The sequence below is a fragment of the Sphingomonas ginsenosidimutans genome, from assembly GCF_002374835.1.
GTDB classification, from domain to species: Bacteria; Pseudomonadota; Alphaproteobacteria; order Sphingomonadales; family Sphingomonadaceae; genus Sphingomonas; species Sphingomonas ginsenosidimutans.
On sequence record NZ_NWVD01000004.1, the window covers coordinates 292,771 to 315,302 of the forward strand.

23 protein-coding genes are annotated in these 22,532 nt (G+C 68.7%); 15 read left to right on the forward strand and 8 right to left on the reverse strand.

Features of this window, described 5'->3' with window-relative positions:
• Positions 1-21 precede the first annotated feature (21 nt).
• From COA17_RS12065 to COA17_RS12075, 3 genes are read left to right on the forward strand one after another with little or no spacing between them, the layout of a single operon-like run.
• Positions 22-1,314, forward strand: a complete 1,293-nt coding sequence (locus COA17_RS12065) for an MFS transporter (RefSeq protein ID WP_096612689.1) — start codon at positions 22-24, stop codon at positions 1,312-1,314.
• Positions 1,311-2,231, forward strand: coding sequence for a cysteine synthase A (cysK, locus tag COA17_RS12070; RefSeq protein ID WP_096612691.1), 921 nt, complete (start codon positions 1,311-1,313; stop codon positions 2,229-2,231). The genes COA17_RS12065 and cysK overlap by 4 nt, the downstream gene beginning before the upstream one ends.
• Before the next feature lie 22 nt (positions 2,232-2,253).
• Positions 2,254-3,546: a cell wall hydrolase gene (locus COA17_RS12075; protein WP_245857744.1), complete on the forward strand. Its 1,293-nt coding sequence runs from the start codon at positions 2,254-2,256 to the stop codon at positions 3,544-3,546.
• A gap of 61 nt (positions 3,547-3,607) precedes the next feature.
• Here COA17_RS12075 and COA17_RS12080 read toward each other — a convergent pair whose 3' ends face one another.
• Genes COA17_RS12080 through COA17_RS12100 form a run of 5 tightly spaced genes read right to left on the reverse strand, consistent with a single transcriptional unit; the run spans position 3,608 to position 7,028 of the window.
• A complete protein-coding gene (locus COA17_RS12080; protein WP_066490630.1) occupies positions 3,608-5,410 on the reverse strand; it encodes an acyl-CoA dehydrogenase C-terminal domain-containing protein in 1,803 nt (600 codons plus the stop codon).
• A gap of 3 nt (positions 5,411-5,413) precedes the next feature.
• Positions 5,414-5,845 (reverse strand): MerR family transcriptional regulator, encoded by a 432-nt coding sequence (locus tag COA17_RS12085; RefSeq protein WP_066490636.1) that lies wholly within the window; start codon positions 5,843-5,845, stop codon positions 5,414-5,416.
• 33 nt (positions 5,846-5,878) lie between these two features.
• On the reverse strand, positions 5,879-6,388 hold the full coding sequence (locus COA17_RS12090) for a hypothetical protein (RefSeq protein ID WP_245857746.1): 510 nt from the start codon (positions 6,386-6,388) through the stop codon (positions 5,879-5,881).
• Complete coding sequence (gene hisI / locus COA17_RS12095) at positions 6,385-6,747, reverse strand: phosphoribosyl-AMP cyclohydrolase (protein ID WP_066490638.1); 363 nt, start codon at positions 6,745-6,747, stop codon at positions 6,385-6,387. The genes COA17_RS12090 and hisI overlap by 4 nt, the downstream gene beginning before the upstream one ends.
• A 32-nt stretch (positions 6,748-6,779) precedes the next feature.
• Positions 6,780-7,028 (reverse strand): Rho termination factor N-terminal domain-containing protein, encoded by a 249-nt coding sequence (locus COA17_RS12100; RefSeq protein ID WP_096612695.1) that lies wholly within the window; start codon positions 7,026-7,028, stop codon positions 6,780-6,782.
• Positions 7,029-7,142: 114 nt separating this feature from the next.
• On the opposite strand from COA17_RS12100, the gene purF reads away from it, so the two are divergent.
• Positions 7,143-8,600, forward strand: a complete 1,458-nt coding sequence (purF, locus tag COA17_RS12105) for an amidophosphoribosyltransferase (protein WP_096612697.1) — start codon at positions 7,143-7,145, stop codon at positions 8,598-8,600.
• Between the two features lie 6 nt (positions 8,601-8,606).
• Positions 8,607-9,317, forward strand: a complete 711-nt coding sequence (locus tag COA17_RS12110; protein WP_066490642.1) for an SDR family NAD(P)-dependent oxidoreductase — start codon at positions 8,607-8,609, stop codon at positions 9,315-9,317.
• Between the two features lie 4 nt (positions 9,318-9,321).
• Here the strand turns inward: COA17_RS12110 and COA17_RS12115 are convergent, their stop codons facing one another.
• Genes COA17_RS12115 through COA17_RS12125 form a run of 3 tightly spaced genes read right to left on the reverse strand, consistent with a single transcriptional unit; the run spans position 9,322 to position 12,826 of the window.
• Positions 9,322-10,533, reverse strand: a complete 1,212-nt coding sequence (locus COA17_RS12115; RefSeq protein ID WP_096612699.1) for an SAM-dependent methyltransferase — start codon at positions 10,531-10,533, stop codon at positions 9,322-9,324.
• Between the two features lie 11 nt (positions 10,534-10,544).
• Entirely contained in the window at positions 10,545-11,885 is a 1,341-nt protein-coding gene (locus COA17_RS12120) for a cryptochrome/photolyase family protein (RefSeq protein ID WP_096612701.1), read from the reverse strand.
• Between the two features lie 44 nt (positions 11,886-11,929).
• A complete protein-coding gene (locus COA17_RS12125) occupies positions 11,930-12,826 on the reverse strand; it encodes a histone deacetylase family protein (RefSeq protein ID WP_096612703.1) in 897 nt (298 codons plus the stop codon).
• A 68-nt stretch (positions 12,827-12,894) separates the two neighbouring features.
• On the opposite strand from COA17_RS12125, the gene COA17_RS12130 reads away from it, so the two are divergent.
• The 10 genes from COA17_RS12130 to COA17_RS12175 form a co-directional block, all read left to right on the forward strand.
• Positions 12,895-13,914: an alpha/beta hydrolase gene (locus tag COA17_RS12130; protein ID WP_096612705.1), complete on the forward strand. Its 1,020-nt coding sequence runs from the start codon at positions 12,895-12,897 to the stop codon at positions 13,912-13,914.
• A gap of 86 nt (positions 13,915-14,000) precedes the next feature.
• Positions 14,001-14,483 (forward strand): RNA pyrophosphohydrolase, encoded by a 483-nt coding sequence (locus COA17_RS12135; protein WP_096612787.1) that lies wholly within the window; start codon positions 14,001-14,003, stop codon positions 14,481-14,483.
• A gap of 19 nt (positions 14,484-14,502) precedes the next feature.
• Positions 14,503-15,459 (forward strand): DUF481 domain-containing protein, encoded by a 957-nt coding sequence (locus tag COA17_RS12140; protein WP_096612707.1) that lies wholly within the window; start codon positions 14,503-14,505, stop codon positions 15,457-15,459.
• A 40-nt stretch (positions 15,460-15,499) separates the two neighbouring features.
• Positions 15,500-16,702 (forward strand): hydrolase, encoded by a 1,203-nt coding sequence (locus tag COA17_RS12145; protein ID WP_096612709.1) that lies wholly within the window; start codon positions 15,500-15,502, stop codon positions 16,700-16,702.
• Positions 16,699-17,718, forward strand: coding sequence for an arginine N-succinyltransferase (locus COA17_RS12150; protein WP_096612711.1), 1,020 nt, complete (start codon positions 16,699-16,701; stop codon positions 17,716-17,718). Before COA17_RS12145 ends, COA17_RS12150 begins: the two co-directional genes overlap by 4 nt.
• A gap of 2 nt (positions 17,719-17,720) precedes the next feature.
• On the forward strand, positions 17,721-18,968 hold the full coding sequence (locus COA17_RS12155) for an N-succinylarginine dihydrolase (protein WP_096612713.1): 1,248 nt from the start codon (positions 17,721-17,723) through the stop codon (positions 18,966-18,968).
• A gap of 96 nt (positions 18,969-19,064) precedes the next feature.
• Entirely contained in the window at positions 19,065-19,295 is a 231-nt protein-coding gene (locus COA17_RS12160) for a hypothetical protein (RefSeq protein ID WP_176484887.1), read from the forward strand.
• 83 nt (positions 19,296-19,378) lie between these two features.
• Complete coding sequence (locus COA17_RS12165) at positions 19,379-21,514, forward strand: TonB-dependent receptor (protein WP_096612715.1); 2,136 nt, start codon at positions 19,379-19,381, stop codon at positions 21,512-21,514.
• Positions 21,515-21,886: 372 nt separating this feature from the next.
• Positions 21,887-22,432, forward strand: coding sequence for an Arm DNA-binding domain-containing protein (locus COA17_RS20145; RefSeq protein WP_096612717.1), 546 nt, complete (start codon positions 21,887-21,889; stop codon positions 22,430-22,432).
• On the forward strand, positions 22,342-22,532 hold a 191-nt coding region (locus tag COA17_RS12175; RefSeq protein ID WP_176484888.1), incomplete at its 3' end, for a transposase. The genes COA17_RS20145 and COA17_RS12175, both read left to right, overlap by 91 nt.

Here is a 22,532-nt window from a genome sequence, read left to right on the forward strand (position 1 = left end):
ACGGGTCTAGGCCGGCGGCAGATGGACCGGACCCCCGCCCCCGCCGTGCATCCGCTGCGGATCGCGAACTTCCGCGCCTATTGGCTGTCGCGCTTCTCCGGGACGATCGCGATCAGCGCGCAGGCGATCATCATCGGATGGCAGGTATACGGCATCGCGCGCACGACGATGGACATCCGGCAGGCCGCGTTCATGCTGGGGCTGATCGGGCTGATACAGTTCGTGCCCCTGTTCGTCCTGACCCCGCTGGTTGGGCTGGTGGCCGACAGCGTCGACCGGCGCTGGATCATCCGCGGCACCACGGCGCTGCTGGTCGCCAATGCCGCGGTGCTCGGCATCCTGACCTGGGCGGGGCTGTTGACGCTGCCGTTCCTGTTCCTGGCTGCGGTGCTGGTGGGGGTGGCGCGCGCCTTTGCCGGCCCGGCCTATTCCGCGCTCGCCCCCAATCTGGTGCCCAAGGAGAGCCTGCCGACCGCTATCGCGATCTCCTCGATCGCATGGCAAACGGGGATGATCGCGGGGCCGAGTGTCGGCGGGCTGCTGTTCGCGATCCACCCCGACGTCGCCTATGCCACCATCTCCGCACTGCTGGCGGTCGCGCTGGGGCTGATGTTCCTGATCGGCCCGGTGCCACAGCCGCCGGCGCAGAAGGACCGCCGCCCGTTGCAGCGTATCCTCGACGGTTTCTCCTACGTGCGGCGCAACCGGCTGGTGCTGGCGGCGATCACGCTGGACCTGTTCGCGGTGCTGCTGGCGGGGGCGACCGCGCTGCTGCCGATCTACGCCCGCGATATCCTGCACGTCGGCGCCAGCGGGCTGGGGTTCCTGGCGGCGGGCATGGGGATCGGCGCGGCGACGACCGCGATCTTCTTCTCCTTCCGCCCGATGACCAGCAACGTCGGCGTCAAGATGCTGGTGTCGGTAGTGGTGTTCGGCCTGGCGATCCTGACATTCGGCCTGTCGACGTCCTTCTGGGTCAGCCTGGTCGCGCTGATCGTCGCGGGGGGCGCGGACATGGTATCCGTCTATGTGCGCACCTCGCTGATCCAGCTGCACACCCCCGATGCGATGCGCGGGCGGGTGAGCGCGGTGTCACAGCTGACGATTTCGGCATCGAACGAACTGGGCGAGGCGGAAAGCGGGCTGATGGCATCGCTGCTCGGGCCGGTCGGCGCGGTCGTCGTCGGCGGTGTCGGGGCCATCGCCATCACGCTCGTCTGGGCGTATCTGTTCCCGGAACTCAAGCGCGCGCGGACGTTTGATCCGCCTGCCATGCCCGAACACGAACCACTGCACGGAGTAGCGCAGCCATGAAGGCCCAGACCATCCTGGAGACGATCGGCAACACCCCGCATATCCGCGTCCGCAAGCTGTTCCCCGAGTCGGAAGTGTGGATCAAGTCGGAACGCGGCAATCCCGGCGGCTCGATCAAGGATCGCATCGCGCTGGCGATGATCGAGGCGGCCGAGGCATCGGGCGAGCTGAAGCCCGGCGGCACGATCATCGAGCCGACCAGCGGCAACACCGGCATCGGGCTGGCGATGGTCGCCGCGGTGAAGGGCTACAAGCTGGTGCTGGTCATGCCCGAAAGCATGAGCCTGGAGCGCCGCCGCCTGATGCTGGCCTATGGCGCCGAGTTCGACCTGACCCCGCGCGAGAAGGGCATGAAGGGCGCGATCGAGCGCGCGCTGGAGCTGGTCGAGCAGACCGATGGCGCGTGGATGCCGCAGCAGTTCGAGAACCCCGCCAACGTCGACGTCCACGTCCGTACCACCGCGCAGGAGATCCTGAACGATTTCCGCGACACGCCGATCGACGTCATCATCACCGGCGTGGGCACCGGTGGCCACATCACCGGCGTCGCCGAGACGCTGAAGAAGGAATGGCCGGACCTGAAGGTCTTCGCGGTCGAGCCGCAGGCATCGCCGGTCATTTCCGGCGGTCAGCCCGGGCCGCACCCGATCCAGGGCATCGGCGCGGGCTTCATCCCCGCCAACCTGCACACCCAGGCGCTGGACGGCGTGATCGAGGTGGATGCCGCGGTGGCCAAGGACATGGCGCGCCGCGCCGCGCGCGAGGAAGGGATGCTGGTCGGCATCTCATCCGGTGCGACGCTGGCGGCGATCCTCCAGAAGCTGCCCGACCTGCCCGAGGACGCGCGCGTGCTGGGCTTCAACTACGACACCGGCGAGCGTTACCTGTCGGTGCCGGATTTCCTGCCGGAGAGCTGATCTGACCCATATGAGCTGGAGGGTGCGCGCGGTCCTGTCCGGGATCGCGGCGCTCGCACTTGCGTTGCCCGTGATGGTGGTGTCGCACGCGCCGGCGGTGCCGCGCCCGATCGCGGCGAAGGTGAAGCGCCCGCAACGCGTCGTCGCGCCCACCGAGCTACCCGACGTCGAGCCGGTGGAGCTGCAGGACCTGACCCCGCAGGACGCGCGCACCTACAACGCGAGCATCCCGTTCGTGCGCGGGCCGAACCCCGCCGCGCGCCCGTTCCGCTTCGTCGGCGACGAGGCGCAGCGCGCGCGTGCCACCGACTGTCTCGCCGCCGCGGCGTGGTACGAGGCGGGCGACGACCCGGTCGGCGAACGCGCGGTGGTGCAGGTGGTGCTCAACCGGCTGCGTCACCCGGCCTTTCCCAAGACGGTGTGCGGGGTGGTCTTCCAGGGGGCGGAGCGGACGACCGGCTGCCAGTTCACCTTCACCTGCGACGGCGCGCTGGCGCGCATCCCGTCGCCCCCCGCATGGGACCGCGCGCGGCGGATCGCCGCCGATGCGCTGGGCGGCGCGGTCTTCGCGCCCGTGGGCTATGCCACGCATTACCACACCGACTGGGTAGTGCCGTACTGGAGCGCCAGCCTGGACAAGATCGCGGAGGTGCACACGCACCTGTTCTTCCGTTGGACCGGCTGGTGGGGAACGCCCGCGGCGTTCCGGCGCGACGTGTCGTCGGCGGAACCGGTCGTGGCGAAACTGGCCAATGTGTCGGACGCGCACAAGCTGGGCGGCGCGCTGGACGAGGCGGCGACCGCGCTGGCGGCAGCGCAGCCCTATCTGGACGGGCTGCCCGTGGCGGCGGGCGACGGGGCGCCTTCGGGTGAGGTGGCGGTCGGCGCGGCGCCGCGCGCGCTGGCGGACGCACCCGACACCTATTTCGTATTGCTGGACGCGCGCCGGCCGGACGAGTTCGCGGCGGTGGCGCAACGCACCTGCGCCGACCGACCGCGCTGCAAGGTCATGGGGTGGATCGACCAGCGGCTGATCCCCGCGTCGATGATGATGTCGCCGCAGCAGTATCAGGCGATGGGCTTCAGCTATCTGCGGGATCGTGACGGCGGGTTCGACCGGATGCTGTGGAACTGCCAGCAATTCCCGCGCGGACAGGCCACGCAATGCATGCGCGGGCGCGTCACCGCCAAGCCGGCGCCCGCTGCCGAGGCGACGCCTGCGCCAAAGGGGCCGGTGACGCTGGCCGGGGTGCGGCGCGCCGCCCCCGCCCCCGAGGCGACGCCATCGCCCGCAGCCACCCCGCGGATCGAATAGGCGCGAAAAAGGGCGGCCCCCGCGAACAGGGGCCGCCCGATCCCGTGACGTCGCGCGCCGATCAGGCGGCGGCGAACATTTCCGGCGGCAGCGCCATAACCGCATCCGCGCCGCCCTCGATCTTGCGACGCAGCGCGCCCGCGTCCGGCAGGATCCGCTCGGCGAAGAAGCGCGCGGTGACCAGCTTGGCGTCGAGGAAGGCGGCATCGCCCTGCCCCTCGGCCTTCAGCTTCGCCGCGGCCGTGGCCATGCGCAGCCACATCAGGCCGACCGCGACCAGCCCGACGAGGTGCATGTACGGCACCGCGCCGGCGCCGATGTTGTTGGGGTTCTTCATCCCGTTGGCGAGGAACCACATGGTCGCGCCCTGCAGCTCGCCGGCGGCCTTCTCCAGCCGGGCGGCGAAGTCCGCTGTCGCCTCGTCCTGCTTGCCCGCCGCGATCTCCTCCATCACCAGCTTGCCGAACGCCTGCACCGCACGGCCGCCGTTCTGCGCCAGCTTGCGCCCGGCCAGGTCCATCGCCTGCACGCCGTTGGTGCCTTCGTAGATCATCGCGATGCGGGCATCGCGCACATATTGCTCCATCCCCCATTCCTGGATGTAGCCGTGCCCGCCATAGACCTGCTGGGCGTTTGTGGCGATCTCATAGCCCTTGTCGGTGCCGACGCCCTTGATGACCGGGGTCAGCAGACCGATCAGGTCGCCGGCCAGCTGGCGCTCCTCCTCGGTCCCGGCGTTATGCTCCAGATCGACCTGCAACGCGCCCCACAGGCACAACGCGCGCAGCCCCTCGATCCACGCCTTGCCCTCCATCAGCATCCGGCGGACGTCGGGATGGACGAACAGCGTATCGGCCTTCTCGCCCGGATCGGCCGGGCCGGTCAGCGCGCGGCCCTGGCGGCGGTCCTTGGCGTATTGCACCGCGTTCTGGAACGCGATCTCGGCGATCGCCAGTCCCTGGAGACCGACGCCCAGCCGCGCGGCGTTCATCATGATGAACATCGCGGCCAGGCCCTTCATCTCCTCGCCGACCAGCCAGCCCTTGGCGCCGTCATAGTTCATGACGCAGGTGGCATTGCCGTGGATGCCCATCTTGTGTTCGATCGAGCCGCACGACACCGCATTGCGATCGCCCAGCGAACCGTCGTCGTTGACCAGCACCTTGGGCACCACGAACAGGCTGATGCCCTTCGAACTGTCCGGCGCGCCCGGTGTCTTGGCCAGCACCAGATGGATGATGTTGTCGGTCAGGTCGTGCTCGCCGGCCGAAATGAAGATCTTCGTGCCGGTGATGGCGTAGCTGCCGTCGGGCTGCGGCTCGGCCTTGGTGCGGATCAGCCCCAGGTCGGTGCCGCACTGCGGCTCCGTCAGGTTCATCGTGCCGCCCCATTCGCCCGACACCATCTTGGGCAGGTACTTGGCCTGCTGCTCCGGGCTGCCCTTCACCACCAGTGCGGCGATCGCGCCATGCGCCAGCCCCGGGTACATGGCGAAGGCCATGTTCGCGGAGATCAGATATTCCTGGAACGCGGTCGACACGACGTGCGGCATCGCCTGTCCGCCGAACGCCTCGGGCGCGCTGAGCGTGCCCCAGCCCGATTCGACGAACTTCTGATAGGCTTCCTTGAAGCCGGCCGGGGTGGTGACGCTACCGTCGTCGTGGCGGGTGCAGCCTTCCAGATCGCCCGACTGGTTGAGCGGGAAGATCACCTCGGCGACGAAGCGCCCGCCTTCCTCGAGCACGGCATCGACCGTATCCGGGGTGGCGGCGGCGAAACCATCGACATTGGCGTAGCGGTCAAGGCCGACGACATGCTCCAGCACGAAGCGGGTGTCGCGTACGGGCGGGGTATATTGCGGCATCTCTCAATCTTCCTTGTTGGGTACGTTTTCGACCAGCGCGACGAATTCCGTGAGTTCGGCGATCGCGGCATCCAGATCGCGCTTCTGGCTTTGCAGCGCCTCGATCCGCGCGCGGCAGCGTTCGATGGTGACCGTCCGCTGCACCTGCCGCCCGTCGCCGATATCGTAGAGATCGATCATCTCGCGGATTTCGGCGAGGCTGAAGCCGACACGCTTGCCGCGCAGAATCCACGCCAGCCGCGCGCGGTCGCGGTGGGAATAGATGCGCGCCAGTCCGCGCCGCTCGGGCGAGATCAGCCCCTCATCCTCATAGAAGCGCAGCGCGCGCGGAGTGATCGCGAATTCGGTCGACAGATCGGTGATCGAGAACGAATCGCAGTCCGGGCGCGGCGGCACCACGGCATAAGCGGGAGCGGCAGAAGAGGACGGGCTCATCGACCGCGAATATACATTCCGCTTACGTGAACGTCAATCAGCGCAGAGTAGCTTCCCGTCGGGCCCGCGGCTGCGGAGCGCCTCGGCCGGGGCATCGCTGAGCGGCGCGACCCGCAGCGCCGCGAGGCTGGCGCGGCCGTCGCAGCGCGAATCGCAGGCGGCAGGCAGGACCGCCGGGAAGCGGATGCCCGTGCCGTCCTGCACCGCGTCGAAGGCGCATCCGCCGCCGAAATCGATCGCAAGCCGTCCGCTGCCTGACGCCGTGCCGCGCGCGACGCACCGTTGCCCTTCGCCGTAATCGACGCCGGCGCCGATACGGAAGCCCCGTTCTCCCGCGACGGGGAGCGCACACAGGCTGTCCGTGTCCGATCCGAAGACGCCGACGGGGGACAGGTTCGCCGGATCGGGCACCAGTGCGCGGGCGCGCGCCTCCGCTTCCAGCGCACGGCCGGCGGGGGCATCGGCACCGGCACCCTCCCCGCCCCCGCCGCATCCCGCCAGCAGCAGCACCGCCGCCGGCAGCAGCGGCAGCGCGCGGATCAACCGACGCGCTCCAGCCCGGTATCGGTGACGCGGCGATAGAAGCAGCTGGGCGCACCAGTGTGGCACGCCGGACCGGCCGGATCGACGATCATCCACACCGCGTCCTGATCGCAGTCCACCCGCATCTCCACGACGCGCAGGACGTTGCCGGACGTCTCCCCCTTCTTCCACAGCCGCCCGCGGCTGCGCGAGAAGAAGGTCGCCTCGCCGGTCGCGCGCGTCGCGTCGATGGCGGCCTGATCCATATGCGCGACCATCAGCACGCCCCCGCCCGCACGATCGGTGACGACAGCGGTGACGAGGCCGGCGGCATCGAATTTGAGGTTGAGGGCGGTGCCGGTTTCGCGATCGTGGTCCATGAATGGCGCCGTACCAGCCGCGCCGGCCGGTGTCAGCGGTTCCTGATCGCCTCGATCAGTTCCGCCTTGTTCATCCTGGAACGGCCGTCGATCCCGACCGACCGGGCCTCGTCGTACAGAGACGCCTTGCTGCGATCCTCCAGCCGGGTCGAGCGGTGGTCGAGCGAGCCGTTGGCGCGCGCATTGGCGATTCGCGCTGCCTTCTCCTTCGACGCGCCGTCGCGACGAAGATCCTCGTACAGCTTGTCGTCCTTGATCTGCGATCCGTGGTTATTCGCCATGATCCGCCTCCTGCGCGACCCCGTTGAACGCAGCGTCGCGAAATGAGCTCCACGGCTTGGATGACATTCGCGCGACAGCCGCTATATGCGGCGCGCACGATGCGAGCCTCCGCCATGCTGACCACGAACCCGTTCGACGACGACCATCTGCACGAGGAGTGCGGCATTTTCGGCGTGTCCGCCTCCGAAGGCGCCGCCGCACTGGTCGCACTGGGGCTGCATGCGCTCCAGCATCGCGGACAGGAAGCCGCCGGCATCACCAGCTTCGATGGCGCAATGTTCCATACCCACCGAGCGATGGGGCATGTCGCGGGCAATTTCGATCGCGACGACGTGATCCGCTCGCTGCCGGGCGAGGTGGCGTGCGGGCATGTGCGCTATTCGACCACCGGCGAAACCGCGCTGCGCAACGTCCAGCCGCTCTATGCCGAGTTGCAGTCGGGCGGCTTCGCGATCGCGCACAACGGCAATATCTCGAACGCGATGCGGCTGCGGCGCGAACTGGTGCGGCGCGGATCGATCTTCCAATCGACGTCGGATACCGAGACGATCATCCATCTGGTCGCCACCAGCCAGTATCGCACGCTGCTGGACCGCTTCATCGACGCGCTGAAGCAGATCGAGGGCGCCTATGCGCTGATCGTGATGACCCCGGACGGGATGATCGCGTGCCGCGACCCGCTGGGCATCCGCCCGCTGGTGATGGGCAAGCTGGGCGATGCGGTGATTTTCGCCTCCGAAACGGTCGCGCTGGACGTCGTTGGCGCGGAATTCGTCCGATCGGTGGAGCCGGGCGAGCTGGTGATCGTGCGCGGTGAGGAAATCCGCTCGATCACGCCGTTCGAGAAGCAGCCGCCGCGGCCGTGCATCTTCGAATGGGTGTATTTCTCGCGCCCCGATTCGATCGTCGATGATCATTCCATCTATTCGGTCCGCAAGAACATCGGCGCGCAACTGGCGATCGAAGCGCCGGTCGATGCCGATCTGGTCATCCCGGTCCCCGATTCGGGGGTGCCCGCGGCGATCGGCTATGCGCAGCAAAGTGGCATCCCGTTCGAACTCGGGATCATCCGCTCGCATTACGTCGGGCGCACCTTCATCCAGCCGGGCGACAAGGTGCGGCACCTGGGCGTCAAGCTGAAGCACAATGCCAATCGCGCGCTTATCAAGGGCAAGCGCGTCGTCCTGATCGATGATTCGATCGTGCGCGGCACGACCAGCCTGAAGATCGTGCAGATGATGCGCGAGGCCGGCGCGGCCGAGGTGCACATGCGCATCGCCTCCCCGCCGACGCGGCACAGCTGCTTCTACGGCGTCGACACGCCGGAGCGGGCCAAGCTGCTGGCGGCAAAGCTGGACCTGGGCGGGATGACCGATTTCATCCACGCCGACAGCCTGTCGTTCGTGTCGATCGACGGCCTGTACAAGGCACTGGGCGAAAGCCACCGCGCCGACATCCGCCCGAAATATTGCGATGCCTGCTTCACCGGCGACTATCCGACGTCGCTGACCGATCATGACGAATCGAGCGCGGTCGACCAGTTCGCCCTGCTCGCCGAACGGATGAACTGACGCGCGATGGACATGCAGTTGAAGGACCGGCTGGCGCTGGTGACCGGCGCCAGCCGCGGAATCGGTGCGGCGACCGCGATCGCGCTGGCGGCGAAGGGCGCGCACGTCATCCTGACCGCGCGCACCGCCGCCGGTCTGGAGCAGGTGGAGGAAGCGATCTTCGCGGCGGGCGGATCGGCGACGATCGCGCCCCTGGACTTGGCGCAGAGCGATTCGATCGCGAAACTGGCGACCGCGGTGGGCGAACGCTGGAACGCGCTGGACGTGATGGTGCTCAACGCCGGTACGCTGGGGTCGCTGGCGGCAGTGCCGGCGATCGACCCCAAGGAATTCGCGCAGGTGCTGACGCTCAACGTATCGGCACCGCTGGCGATGATCCAGGCGTTCGACCCGATGCTGCGCCGCTCGGCGGGGGCGCGGGTGATCGGCGTCACCTCCTCGGTGGGCCGCACCCCGCGCGCCTATTGGGGAGCCTATGGCGCGTCCAAGGCGGCGTTCGAGACGCTGCTGGAATCCTATGGCGACGAAATGGCGGAGATCGGCCGCGTCCGCGTCGCGGTGATCGATCCGGGCGCGACGCGCACCGCAATGCGCGCGCGCGCTTATCCGGGCGAAGACCCCGCGTCGGTGAAACCGCCGGAAGCGGTCGCGGCGCGGATCGCGCAGCTGGCGGTCGACGGGTTCGACGCGAACCATCGCGAGCGCGTCGCCGCCTGAGGCGTCATTCGCGGACGAGCGTGACCTGCACCACGTCGATCCCGCCGCCGCGAAACCCGCCTTCGCAATACATCAGGTAATAGCGCCACAGCCCCTGAAAGCGCGCGTCGAAGCGCGCCGGCAGCCGCCCGTCGGCCACTGCGGCATCGAACGCATCGCGCCACCGTGCGAGCGTTTCGGCATAATCCAGGCCGAACGCGCGTCGATCCTGCCATGACAGGCCGTGCCGCTCCGCTAGCGCGCGGAAGCGACGTTCGGAGATCAGCGAGCCGCCGGGAAAGACGTAACGCTGGATGAAATCCACGCTGCCGGCATAGGCATCCCAGATGTCGTCCGCGATGGTGATGAACTGCAACGCGGCGCGCCCGCCCGGCTTCAGCACGCGCGCGATCGTGGCGAGATAGGCGGACCAGAATTCCGGCCCCACCGCCTCGACCATCTCGATGCTGGCAACGCCGTCGAACGTACCCTGGACGTCGCGATAGTCGGTCAGCGCGACGGTGACGCCCGGCAGCGCACGCGCCGCGACATGGTCGCGCTGCTCAGTCGACAGCGTCAGCGCATGGACCGCCACCCCCGCGGAGGAGGCAGCGGCCGCGAACGAGCCCCAGCCGCAGCCGATCTCCAGCACCCCTTCCCCCGGCCGCGCGGCCGTACGCGCCAGGATCGCGTCGAGCTTGCGACGCTGCGCGCGCTCCAGCGGTTCGTCCGGCACGGCGAACGATGCGCTGGAGTAGGTAAGCGTCGGGTCCAGCCACTCCCGATAGAAATCGTTGCCCAGGTCGTAATGCGCCGCGATGTTGCGCCGCGCGCCGGCGCGATCGTTGCGGCGCAGCGCGTGCCAGCCGCGCGCTGCGATCCGCGCGACGCTCTTGGCGCGCGCGACATTGCCCAGTGCGACGCGGTTGCGCATGAACAGATCGAACAGCGGCACCGGATCGGGGCTGGACCAGTCGCCCGCCTCCCACCCATCATACCAGCCGATCGAGCCGGCGGTCGCCAGCCGGCGCAGCGCGCGCCAGCGCACCACGCGCACCACCGCGAGGGGGCCGGCGGCGTGCCCGCCCAGCAGGCGGCGCGTGCCGTCGGGCAGATACGCCTCGATCGCGCCCTCCGCCAGGCCGCGATCGATGCGGTCGAGCAGCCGGTGATACAGCGGCGCGAAGGTGCGCGTCGGCCAATCGGGTCGGGTCGGGGTACGTGTCGCCGCATCCATCGGCGTGGCGCCTACTTCACCTTGGCATTTGCCGCCAGCGCGCGTTCGCGTGCCTCGCGATGGCCGATCAGCTTGGCCGGATACTCGTCGGGCCGGCACCCGGCCGCCTCCGGATCGTGGATCGCATCGTCGCCGACATCCGCCAGCTCGGGAACCCAGCGGCGGATATAGTCGCTCGCATCGAACTTCTCCGACTGGGTGATCGGCGCCATGATCCGGGAAAACATGTTCGAATCGACCCCGGTGCCGGCGACCCATTGCCAGTTGACCGAATTGTTGCCGTAATCGGCATCGATCAGCGTTTCCCAGAACCAGCGTTCGCCCTCGCGCCAGTCGATCAGCAGATGCTTGATGAGGAAGGACGCGGCGATCATCCGCACGCGATTGTGCATCCAGCCGGTCCGCCACAGCTGGCGCATCCCGGCATCGACGATCGGATAGCCGGTGCGACCGCGCTGCCACGCACGCAGGTCGGCGTTAGCCCCCTTGCCGCTGCGCCACGGCAGCCGGTCATAGGCGGGGCGTCCGTTCTTCGTCGCATAGTCGGGGAGCGCGAGCACCACGCCCGAGGTGAAGTCCCGCCACGCCAGTTCCTTGCGGAAGGTCGTGTCGCCGCGCCCGGTCGCGTGCCAGACGGTGCGCGCCGACACCTCGCCGAAATGCAGGTGCGGCGACAGCCGGCTGCTGCCGTCGATCGACGGCAGGTTGCGGTCGGTATCGTAGCCGGCGATGTCGAGCGCCTTCACTTTCTTCAGCGCCGCCGCCTCGCCCGGCGTCCAGTCGAACCCGCCGGACCAGTCGGGCTTGTCCGGCAACAGACCCCATGACGCCAGACGGTCGCTCTTCGGCCATTTCCCCGGCGGGTCGATCGTGCGCGGCATCGGCAACGGGTCGGCGGGGGGTAGGTGCGGCTGCAACGCCTTCCAGAAGGAGGAATAGATGCGATACTGGCCGCCCGATCCGGTCGTCACCTCATGCGGCGGGACCAGATGGTTGCCGTCGTGCAGGCACAGCCGATCGCCCAGCGCCTGTTCCGTCGCCGTCCACCACGGTTCGTAATGGCGCGTGGCATGGACCTGTCCGGCGCCGGTTTCCTCCAGCAACTCGGCGAGTATCCTGGTCGCGGCGCCGCGGCGCAGGATCAGGCGGCTGCCCTTGTCCTCCAGCGCCTTGCCCAGCGCCGCCAGCGAATGGTGCAGCCACCACCGCTGCGCCGCGCCGATCCGCCAGTCGCCAGGCGCTTCGTCGTCGAGGATGTAGACCGGGACCACCGGGCCTTCATGCGCGGCAGCAACCAGCGCGGGGTGATCGTGAAGGCGAAGATCCTGGCGGAACCATAACAGGGTGGTCATCGCGGGACGCTACGCGCGGGATTGATCGAGGTTCCTGCCCGCGATCACCCCAGCGCGCCGGCCAGCGTGGTGATGACCCGCACGTGCCGCGCCGCGATCGCCATGACATCGTCGCCGTAACCGCCGCCGACGGTGCTGGCGAGCGGCACGCCGCGCGCCCGCGCCCAGCCGGCGACGGCGCGGTCGCGGCGCACCAGCCCGTCCTCGCTCAACGCCAGTCGCCCGAGCCGGTCATCGGCGAAGGGATCGACCCCGCCCTGATAGAGGATCAGCGTCGGCTGGAAACCATCGAGCAGCGGCACCAGCGTGTCGTGCAACGTCGCCAGATAGGCATCATCGCCGATCCCGTCCGCCAGCGGCACGTCCAGCGTCGATCGCGCCTTGCGCACGGGGAAGTTGCGCTCGGCATGGATCGAATAGGTGGCGATGCCCGGATGGCCCGCAGTCAGCGCGGCGGTGCCATCCCCCTGATGCACGTCGACGTCGACGATCAGCACCCGCGGCGTGATGCCCTCTTCCACCAGCCGCACCGCCGCGACCGCCAGATCGTTGAACACGCAATAGCCCGCGCCCGTCTCCGCCAGCGCATGATGGCTGCCGCCCGCGGTGTTGGCGGCAAAGCCGTGTTCCAATGCAAGGCGCGCGGCCAGCCATGTACCGCCCGGCACCATCTGCGCACGCTGCGCCACCACCGGGGTCACGGGAAAGCCGATTCGCCGTTCCTTGTCGCGCGGAACCGCGACGGACAGCACCTGTTCGACGTAATCCGGGTCGTGCACCGCCTCCAGCCAGCGGCGCTCGATCGCGTCGGGGGCGTGCCATGCCACCATATCCCCTTCCGCGTGCAGCAGATCGCGGATCGCGCCGTTCTTGCCCCAGCGATAGCTGCTGCGCGCAGGCGCGGCGGTGACGTAATCGGGGTGATGGACGACATGGATCATCGCGCTAAGATAGGTTGCAAAGCGATACGCGCCACGTCACCCGAGCGGCACGACGACAGGAGACCCCCATGACCGATACGACGATCGAACGCCCGTCCGCCGACACCGGCGCCGCCAGCCCCTTCGTCCGCCCCGACGTGCGTGGCTTCCTGGATTATCTCAACAGCGTGCCCGGGCCGAAGATGCACGAGCAGTCGCCGGCGGATGCGCGTGCGGTCTATCATGCGATGAAGGACGTTGCCGATCCGCCGGTCGGCGAGCTGGCGGTGATCCGCGACCTGTCGATCCCCGGCCCGGATGGCGTGACGATCCCCGCGCGGCTGTTCGATGCGCGCGAAAGCCGCGCGCCCGGCCCGGTGGTGGTCTTCTATCACGGCGGCGGGTTCGTGATCGGCGATATCGACACGCACGCCAGCTTCACCGCGGAAATGGCACGGCAGCTCGACCTGCCGGTGGTGTCGGTGGATTATCGGCTCGCGCCCGAGGCGCCCTGGCCGGCCGCGCCCGATGATTGCGAGGCGGCGGCGCGCTGGGTCGCCTCCAGCCCGTCGGAACTGGGGCGCACCGCCACCTCGCTGATCCTGGCGGGGGACAGCGCGGGCGGCAATCTGGCGATCGTGGTGACGATGGCGCTGCGCGATTCGCCCGCCGCGGTCCCGGTGGTGGTGCAGGCGCCGATCTATCCGGCGGCGGACATGGCCACCGAATATCCGTCGTTCAACCAGTTCGCCGACGGCTATCTCCTGACCCGCGACGGGATGATCTGGTTCGGCGAACATTATGCCGCCGATCCGGCGCACCCGCGCAGTTCGCCGCTGGCGGGCGACCTGGCCGGGCTGCCGCCGGCGGTGATCGTGACCGCCAGCCTTGATCCGATCCGCGACCAGGGCCGCGCCTATGCCGCGGCGCTGGTCAGGGCGGGCGTGCCGGTTACCTTTCGCGAGGCGCGGGGCATCGTCCACGGTTTCATCACGCTGCGTCAGGCGATCCCGTCCGCACAGGGCGATGTCGCGGGTTATCTGGCCGCGCTGCGCGCCGCGATCGTCGAGGCGGAGGGACAGCGCGTGATGGCACAGGCGGCGGGATAACCGCGCGCGGCAGGGGCCATAGCCGGCGGTAACCGGCGGCGGGGCACGGGGTGGAGGGCCGGGACGAAGCACGCTACACGGGCGCGATGACCGACCCCACCACCCTCCCCTACCGCCCGTGCGCGGGCGTGATGCTGCTCAACCGCGACGGGCGGGTGTTCGTCGGCCAGCGACTCGATAACGTGCTGGAAGCCTGGCAGATGCCGCAGGGCGGGATCGATCCGGGCGAGGAACCGCGCGACGCGGCGGTGCGCGAATTATGGGAGGAAACCGGCGTCGCCGCCGACAAGGTGACGTTTATCGCCGAGGCGCCGGAAGAGCTGCTCTACGACCTGCCACCCGACATGGTCGGCAAGGTGTGGAAGGGCAAGTATCGCGGCCAGCGCCAGCGCTGGTTCCTGCTCCGCTTCGACGGCGAGGATGCCGATATCCGCATCGATACCGAGCACCCGGAATTCCGCGCCTGGCGCTGGGCCGATCCGGCCGACCTGCCGCAGCTGATCGTGCCGTTCAAGAAGAAGCTCTATACCGACGTGCTCGCCGCGTTCGCGGAGCATCTGCCGCGCTAGGCGGCGGTGACGGTCGGAGATGCTGCCTGCCCTGCTGATCCTGCAAACCGCCCTGCCGCCCGCCGGCGCGGTGATCGACGTCCCGGTTCCGCCGCTGGACCTGGGTGAGGTCGGCGTCGAGCTGGACAAGGTGCCGCCGCCGGAAATCCCGCCGGAGATCCGCGCGATGATGGATGCCGCGATGCAGTCCGGCGACGAAAGCGGGCTCGACACGATCGTCAAATATGCGCGCTTCGCCGATCCGGGATCGCGCGACCTTACGCTGCGCCGCGCGACCGAATGGCGCGAGGCACGCGCGCGGGCGCGCAACCAGCGCGTGCGACAGGCGGGCGCGTTCGAGCTGTGGACGGGCCGGGTCGAGCTGGGCGGCTTTTCGTCCAGCGGCAATTCGGACGTCACCGGGCTGACCGGGATCGCCGACCTGACGCGCGAGGGGTTGCGCTGGCGCCACCGCGTGCTGGCGCAGGCCGATTTTCAGCGCACCGCCGGGGTGACCAGCCGCGAACGCTACGTCTTCGCCTATCAACCCAATTACAAGCTGAGCGACCGCGGCTATATCTACGGCGCGGCGCAGTTCGAGGCGGACCGCTTCCTGGGGTACGACCAGCGTTATTCGGCCTCCGTCGGTGCGGGCTACAGCCTGTTCCGCGACGCCGCGCTGACCACCGATATCGAGCTGGGACCGGCATTCCGCCAGTCGAACCTGACCGACAACAGCCAGCAAAGCAGCCTGGCGGTGCGCGGCAGCCTGGACCTCGACTGGACGATCCTGAGCGGGCTGGTGGTGACGCAGGACGCCGCGATCTACCTGGAACGGTACAACAGCACCGTGCGCAGCGTGTCGGCGATCGAGGCGAAGCTGCTGGGGCCGCTGTCGGCGCGGCTCTCGTATACCGTCCAGTACGAAAGCCAGCCGGTCAACGGGCGCGTCCCCACCGACCGCACCAGCCGCGCGTCGCTGGTCTATACGTTCTGACGGTTTCAATCGTGACGACTTTGGGGATAGATGGCGCGTGATGGAGATGCTTTCCCACGACGAACGGCGCGCGGTGGAGCGGCTGGACCAGGCCGCGATGCTGGCGCGCACCGAGCAATGGGCGGCAGTCAACAGCGGCACGCGCAATACCGCGGGCTGTGCGGCGATGGCCGGGTTGCTGGCCGATGCCTTCGCCGCGTTGCCCGGCGAGGTGACGCTGGTCGAACCGGGCCGTGCGGAGGCGGTCGGCGCGGACGGGCGCGTCGATCCGATCGCGCACGGCCGGCACCTGTACGTCCGCGTGCGCCCCGACGCGCCGGTGCGGATGCTGCTGACCGGGCATATGGACACCGTCTATCCCGCCGATCACCCGTTTCAGACTCTGGCCTGGCGCGAGCCGGGGGTGCTTAACGGGCCGGGGGTCGCCGACATGAAGGGCGGCGTGTCGCTGATGCTGGAAGCGTTGCTCGCGGTCGAGGCGGTGGCGCCGACGATCGGCTATGACGTGGTCATCAATTCGGACGAGGAAACCGGCTCCTTCTCCTCCGCCGCGCTGCTGGCGCAGGCCGCGCGCGGCAAGGTAGCGGCGCTGACCTACGAACCGGCGCTACCCGACGGGACATTGGCGGGTGCGCGCGGCGGCACCGGCAACTTCTCGATCGTCGTGCGTGGACGCGCGGCACACGCCGGGCGCAACCCGCAGGACGGCCGCAACGCGATCGTCGCCGCCTCCGCGATCGCGGTCGCGCTGCACAGCGCGCGCTCGCCGCGACTGGCGGTGAACCCGGCGCGGATCGACGGCGGCGGCCCGAACAACGTCGTCCCCGACCTGGCGGTGCTGCGCGTCAACTTCCGCCCCGCCGATCGCGACGAGATCGACCGCGCCGCCGCGCTGATCGAGGGGACGGTGGCGCAGGCGCGCGCCGATCACGATGTCGTGATCGAGGTGCACGGCGGGTTCAACCGCCCGCCCAAGCCGATCGATGCGGGTGCGGCGCGGCTGTTCGATCTGGTCGCGCGGGCCGGATCGGCGCTGGGGCAGACGATCACGTGGCGCGACACCGGCGGCGTGTGCGACGGCAACAACATCGCCGGGTGCGGCGTGCCGGTGGTGGATACGATGGGCGCCCGCGGGGGCGCCATCCATTCGATGGAGGAATTCCTGATCGTCGACAGCCTGACCGAGCGTGCCGCGCTGTCCGCGGTCACGATGCTGCGGATCGCCGCGGGGGCGATGGCATGACCTTCGTAGTCCGCGCCGCGCATGACGGCGACCTGCCGCACCTGTACGAAATGGCCAAACTGACCGGGGGCGGCTTCACCAACCTGCCCGCCGACCGCAGCGCGCTGACGGCGAAGTTGGCGCGCAGCCACGCCGCCTTCGCGCGCGACGACAATGACCTGGCCGACGAACAGTTCGTGCTGATGCTGGAGAATGTCGACAATCGCGAGGTGCGCGGCACCTGCCAGTTGATCACCCATGTCGGGCAGAAGCACCCGTTCTATAGCTATCGCATCGGCACGCTGACGCAGCACAGCCGCGAGTTGGACCGCACGTTCCGCGCCGAGATGCTGTCGCTGACCACCGATCTGGAGGGCGCGAGCGAGGTCGGCGGGCTGTTCCTGCACCCGGGTGAGCGAGCCGGCGGGCTGGGCCTGCTGTTGGCGCGCAGCCGCTATCTGTTCATCCGCCGCCATCGCGCGCGCTTCGCCGACCGCGTGCTGGCGGAGCTGCGCGGGGTGATCGACGAGGCGGGCGGATCGCCGTTCTGGGACGGGCTGGCTGGCCGCTTCTTCGGAATGAATTTCCAGCAGGCGGACGAATTCAACGCCATCAACGGCCACCAGTTCATCGCCGATCTGATGCCCAAGCATCCGATCTATACCGCGATGCTGTCCGACACCGCCCGCGCTGCGATCGGCTTGCCGCACCCGTCGGGGCGCGCCGCGATGCGGATGCTGGAGAACGAAGGCTTCGCGTTCGAAAACTACATCGACATCTTCGACGGCGGCCCGACCATGACCGCACGCACCGATCAGGTGCGCACGATCCGCGACGCGCGCGATGCGACCGTCGATGCGGTCGGCGATGCGCCGGGCGCGACGGAGGCGCTGATCGCGACCGGGCGGCTGGCGGCGTTCCGCTGCGCCTATGGGCGCATCGCCGAGCTCGACGGCGCGGTCACGATCGACCGCGCTTGCGCCCGCGCGCTGGGGGTCGGCGCGGGGGACGCGATCAGCTGGATCGGGCGGCTGTGACGATGCTGCGCGAGATCAACTTCGACGGGATCGTCGGCCCCAGCCACAATTACGCGGGCCTCAGCCCCGGCAATCTGGCGGCGACCAGCAACGCCGGCACGATCGCGCATCCCCGCGCGGCGGCGTTGCAGGGGGTGGCAAAGATGCGCGAGAACCTGGCGCTGGGGCTGGTGCAGGGCGTCTTCGTTCCTCCTGCGCGCCCCGACCATCGCTGGCTCGCGGCGCTCCACACCGACTATGCCGATGCCGATGCGGTGATGAAGGCACGTGCGCTGTCCGCCTCGTCGATGTGGGCGGCCAATGCCGCGACCGTTTCCCCCGCCGCGGATGCAGCCGACGGGCGTTGCCATCTGACGGTCGCCAACTTGCTGACCATGCCGCATCGCAGCCACGAATGGCCCGCGACGCTGGCGCAGCTGCGGCTCGCCTTCGCCGATCCGGCCTTCGCCGTCCACGATGCCGTGCCCCCGCCGTTCGGTGACGAAGGCGCGGCCAACCATATGCGGCTGGCCGCGACCCACGATGCCCCGGGGATCGAGGTGTTCGTCTATGGCGAGGGCGGCGGCCCATTCCCTGCGCGTCAGCATGTCGAGGCGAGCCGCGCGGTCGCGCGCGCGCACCGGCTGGATGCCGGCCGCGTCCTCTACGTCCAGCAATCGCCCGAGGCGATCGCGGCGGGCGCGTTCCACAACGATGTCGTCGCGGTGGCCAACGAACGCATCCTGCTGACGCACGAACAGGCGTTCGCCGATCGCGACGGCTTCTACGGGGCATTGCGCGCGATCATGCCGGACGTGGAGATCGTCGAGGTGCCCGCCGCGGAGGTATCGCTGGCCGATGCGATCGGCTCCTATCTGTTCAACGCGCAGCTGGTGACCCCGCCGAACGGCACGACGACGCTCATCGTCCCCGGCGAGGCGCAGGGCCACCCGCGTGTGTGGCGTTGGTTGCAGGCGCATATCGCGGGCAATGGCCCGATCCGCCGCGTCGATGTGGTCGACGTGCGCGAATCCATGGCCAATGGCGGCGGGCCGGCGTGCCTGCGGCTGCGCGTGGTGTGCGATCCCGCGACGGTCGATCCGCGCTTTCTGGTGGACGACGCGAAGCTGGACCGGATCGCGGCGGTGATCGAGGCGCACTGGCCGGAAGCGATCGCCCCGGAGGCGATCGGCAATCCTGCGCTGGTCGCGCATGTCGAGCACGCGCGCGCGACGCTGCTGGAGGCGCTGGACCTGACTGCGCTGCTGTAGCGGCATTGCTGTCGGGTAAATTGACAGTTAACCAGGTCGGCCATGCCGCAATCCACGCGATTCAGCCATTGGCACGGCTCGTGCGTTATCCCCGGCATGATCCGCCGTATCGCCCGCCTGTTCGTCATCAAGACCAAGTTCGAGGCGTTTTTGGTGATCTATGCGCTCGCTACCGGCGCGGTGGAGCGCGGGTTCGCCTATATGCGGATGATGCCGGGCGTGCAGGGCAAAATCCTGTTCCTCGCCTGTACCGCTGCGGTGTTTATGGCGGGCGCCAAGACCCTCGATGCGGTGGACATGGAGGCGGAACGCGGCGACCCGCTGTGATCGCCATGGCGTTGCCGCAGATGCGAACAGCGCTTGATATGTTGTAACGTTCCGGTAGACAGCGCCCATAAAGGGAGTTGTCCATGAAATCCGTTCTGCTTGCCACGCTGGCGCTCGCCCCGCTGGTCGCCGCGCTTCCCGCCGCCGCCCAGACGAGCGACGCCGCACCCGCCCCGTCGCGCGTCAGCGATCCGCATCGATCGGACGATATCATCGTTACCGCCCCGCTGCGCCAGAGCGAGGCGGACGTGCTGCAGGGCACGTCGGTGCTGACCGGCGAAGAGCTGACGCGGCAGCTGCGACCGACGATCGGCGAGACGCTGGCGCGGTTGCCCGGCGTATCGGCATCGTCGTTCGGCCCCAATGCCTCGCGCCCGATCCTGCGCGGTTTCCAGGGCGATCGCATTCGCGTGCTGACGGACGGCATCGGTTCGATCGACGTATCGAACACCTCGGTCGATCACGCGGTCATCATCGATCCGCTGCTGGCCGAGCGTGTCGAGGTACTGCGCGGTCCGGCGGCATTGCTGTACGGTTCGTCGGCGGTCGGCGGCGTGGTCAACGTGGTCGACACGCGCATCCCGCGGCGCCTGCCCGACAATGGCTATCGCCTTGATGCGATCGGCACCTACGGCAGTGCCGCGAACGAGCGCTCGGTGGGCGGCGCGGCGGATGCGACCGTGGCAGGTCCGCTGGTCCTGCACGTCGATGGCTCCTATTTGAAGTCGGACGACCTGCGCACCGGCGGCTACATCCTGTCGCGCGAGGCGCGCCGGGCGGCGCTGGCGTCGGCGGCGCTGCCGGCCGATCCGGACGATCCCATCGATTTCGCGGCCAATGCCGCGCTGCGCGGCAAGCTGCCCAACAGTGCGGCCGAGACATGGACCGCGGGCGCCGGCGCGTCGATCATCACCGACGGCGGGATGCTGGGCGTCTCCTATGGCCATTACGACAGCCTGTACGGCGTGCCCGTCCGCTATGCGACCGCGCCGGGCCAGGAGCAGGAGGCACCGCGGCTCGACGTGGTCCAGAACCGCTACGACCTGCGCGCCGAAGTCACCCCGCAGGGCAGCGTGATCGAGGCGATCCGCCTGCGCGCCGCGCACGCCAGCTACCGCCACTTCGAACTGGAAGAGGACGGCGCGGTCGGCACCGCTTTCTACAACAAGGGGCTGGAAGGTCGGCTGGAGGTCGTCCAGGCCAAGCGCGGCGGCTGGCAGGGGGCGAGCGGCGCGCAATATTTCAGCCGCGCCTTCAACGTCGTCGGTGACGAGGCATTCCTGCCGCGCAACAACACCGAGCAGACCGGCCTGTTCACGCTGCAACAATATGACAACGGCCGGTTCAAGGCCGAAGGCGGCGTACGCTACGAACACACGCTGCAGACCGCCCAGCCCTCCGGCGCGGATCGCTTCTTCACCGGGCAGCGGACTTTCGACAGCTGGTCCGGCTCGATCGGCGGCTCCTATGCGTTCAGCGACGGCTTCCGCCTCGGCCTCAACGGCTCCCGCACGGGCCGCGCGCCGTCGGCGGAGGAGCTGTTCGCCAACGGGCCGCATGCGGGCACCCAGGCCTATGAACTGGGCAACCCCGATTTCCGCACCGAAACGTCCTGGGGGATCGAGGCGACGCTGCACGCACACAGCGACGTGTTCAGCCTCGATGCCTCGGCCTATTACAACTGGTTCGACAATTACATCTACGAAGCGCAGGTCGATCCCGCGACCTGCGTGACCGCGGCGGGCGGCGACATCGAACTGCCCTGCTTCCAGTATCAGCAGGCCAAGGCGCGTTATTACGGGTTCGAGGCGGACGCATCGGCCCGGCTCGGCACGATCGGCACGCACACGATCACCGCGGACCTGATGGGCGATTACGTCCACGCCAATGTCGTCGATCGCGGCCCGGTGCCACGCATCCCGCCGCTGCGGCTGCTCGGCGGGCTGGAGGCACGCGGCGACACCACGACCGGCCGGGTCGAGGTGGAGCGCGCCTTCCCGCAGACGCGCCTGTCCGCGTTCGAGACGCGCACCGATGGCTATACGATGGTCAACGCCTCGCTGGCGTGGAAGCCGTGGGGCGGCAGCGACCGCCGCAGCCTGCTGCTGTCCGCCAACAACATCTTCGACGTGGAGGCGCGCCGCCATTCCAGCGTGCTGAAGGACTTCGCGCCGCTGGCCGGGCGCGACATCCGGGTGACGCTGCGCATGGGTATCTGACCCTTCGCGAACGTCCGGGGTCGCATCGGACGCCCGTCGCGCCTCATCGGGGTGCGGCGGGCGTTCGTGGTTTCAGGGCCTGGCGCGCCGCGATCAGATGGGGCTTGGACGCAAAAAAGCCGGGCCATTTCTGACCCGGCTTCCGCCCGCATCCTCGCGGGAAACTTTGGCGCGCCCGGAACGATTCGAACGTCCGACCCTCAGATTCGTAGGGCGATAAAGTGCCTTCTCGTGACGTTCCAGGACGTCCCTTTTTGTTGCTAAATCAGCAACTTGCGCGTTCCGATTGTTCCCTGTATGTTTCAGGGTATCAGCACCTAAATGTTACCTAAGGTAACAGGATAGCGGCCGGAACGGATCAGGATCATAGCTATGCCCGGCAAAGCTGTAGGCCTCACGGACGCCAAGATCCGTGGCTTGACCCCGCCCCCTTCGGGTCAGTTGGAAATCTCCGACCAACTCATCGGCGGACTGCGCGTTCGCGTTGGCGCGTCAGGCGGTAAAACCTTCATCCTACGTAAGCGCGTGGGAGGCTCGGTCAGGAACGTCACTCTCGGGCGCTTCTCGGAAGCGTTCACGCTAGCCGACGCCCGTAAGAAGGCCCGATCATTGCTGATCGATCTCGAGTCCGGGAAAGGATTGCCCCAGCCGACCAGTAGCACTGGTGGTGCTGTTGGACGCCTCACATTCTCCGTTCTGTGGGCACAGTATCTCGAGCGTGCTGTCAAGGGTAAGAAGAAGAGTGCCTCCGAGATCGAGCGCATAGGGAGGGACTGTCAGGAATTTTGTGCGGGAGGCCATAGGATGGAATGGAAGGGACCATCGATATGGCAATCGACAAGGACGTTTTGGACCAGCTTCTGGCTGGTCGTGACCCGCAGGAGCTGTTTGCAAAGGACGGTCTGCTCGACGAGCTGAAGAAGGCGTTGTCGGAGCGGATGCTGTCGGCTGAGCTCGACGATCATCTGGAAAGCGAAGGCGCCGCAGGCACCATCAACCGGCGCAACGGGTCATCGAG

Excerpts from the sequence above, each read along its gene's own strand:
- COA17_RS12085 (WP_066490636.1), bottom strand. The coding sequence starts at position 5,845 with ATGAGCCCGTCCTCTTCTGCCGCTCCCGCTTATGCCGTGGTGCCGCCG.
- COA17_RS12130 (WP_096612705.1), top strand. The coding sequence starts at position 12,895 with ATGACCGATACGACGATCGAACGCCCGTCCGCCGACACCGGCGCCGCC.
- COA17_RS20145 (WP_096612717.1), top strand. The coding sequence starts at position 21,887 with ATGCCCGGCAAAGCTGTAGGCCTCACGGACGCCAAGATCCGTGGCTTG.
- COA17_RS12135 (WP_096612787.1), top strand. The coding sequence starts at position 14,001 with ATGACCGACCCCACCACCCTCCCCTACCGCCCGTGCGCGGGCGTGATG.
- COA17_RS12150 (WP_096612711.1), top strand. The coding sequence starts at position 16,699 with ATGACCTTCGTAGTCCGCGCCGCGCATGACGGCGACCTGCCGCACCTG.
- cysK (WP_096612691.1), top strand. The coding sequence starts at position 1,311 with ATGAAGGCCCAGACCATCCTGGAGACGATCGGCAACACCCCGCATATC.
- COA17_RS12140 (WP_096612707.1), top strand. The coding sequence starts at position 14,503 with ATGCTGCCTGCCCTGCTGATCCTGCAAACCGCCCTGCCGCCCGCCGGC.
- COA17_RS12125 (WP_096612703.1), bottom strand. The coding sequence starts at position 12,826 with ATGATCCATGTCGTCCATCACCCCGATTACGTCACCGCCGCGCCTGCG.
- COA17_RS12100 (WP_096612695.1), bottom strand. The coding sequence starts at position 7,028 with ATGGCGAATAACCACGGATCGCAGATCAAGGACGACAAGCTGTACGAG.
- COA17_RS12110 (WP_066490642.1), top strand. The coding sequence starts at position 8,607 with ATGGACATGCAGTTGAAGGACCGGCTGGCGCTGGTGACCGGCGCCAGC.
- COA17_RS12065 (WP_096612689.1), top strand. The coding sequence starts at position 22 with ATGGACCGGACCCCCGCCCCCGCCGTGCATCCGCTGCGGATCGCGAAC.
- COA17_RS12160 (WP_176484887.1), top strand. The coding sequence starts at position 19,065 with ATGATCCGCCGTATCGCCCGCCTGTTCGTCATCAAGACCAAGTTCGAG.
- COA17_RS12155 (WP_096612713.1), top strand. The coding sequence starts at position 17,721 with ATGCTGCGCGAGATCAACTTCGACGGGATCGTCGGCCCCAGCCACAAT.
- purF (WP_096612697.1), top strand. The coding sequence starts at position 7,143 with ATGCTGACCACGAACCCGTTCGACGACGACCATCTGCACGAGGAGTGC.
- COA17_RS12115 (WP_096612699.1), bottom strand. The coding sequence starts at position 10,533 with ATGGATGCGGCGACACGTACCCCGACCCGACCCGATTGGCCGACGCGC.
- COA17_RS12120 (WP_096612701.1), bottom strand. The coding sequence starts at position 11,885 with ATGACCACCCTGTTATGGTTCCGCCAGGATCTTCGCCTTCACGATCAC.
- COA17_RS12165 (WP_096612715.1), top strand. The coding sequence starts at position 19,379 with ATGAAATCCGTTCTGCTTGCCACGCTGGCGCTCGCCCCGCTGGTCGCC.
- hisI (WP_066490638.1), bottom strand. The coding sequence starts at position 6,747 with ATGGACCACGATCGCGAAACCGGCACCGCCCTCAACCTCAAATTCGAT.
- COA17_RS12080 (WP_066490630.1), bottom strand. The coding sequence starts at position 5,410 with ATGCCGCAATATACCCCGCCCGTACGCGACACCCGCTTCGTGCTGGAG.
- COA17_RS12145 (WP_096612709.1), top strand. The coding sequence starts at position 15,500 with ATGGAGATGCTTTCCCACGACGAACGGCGCGCGGTGGAGCGGCTGGAC.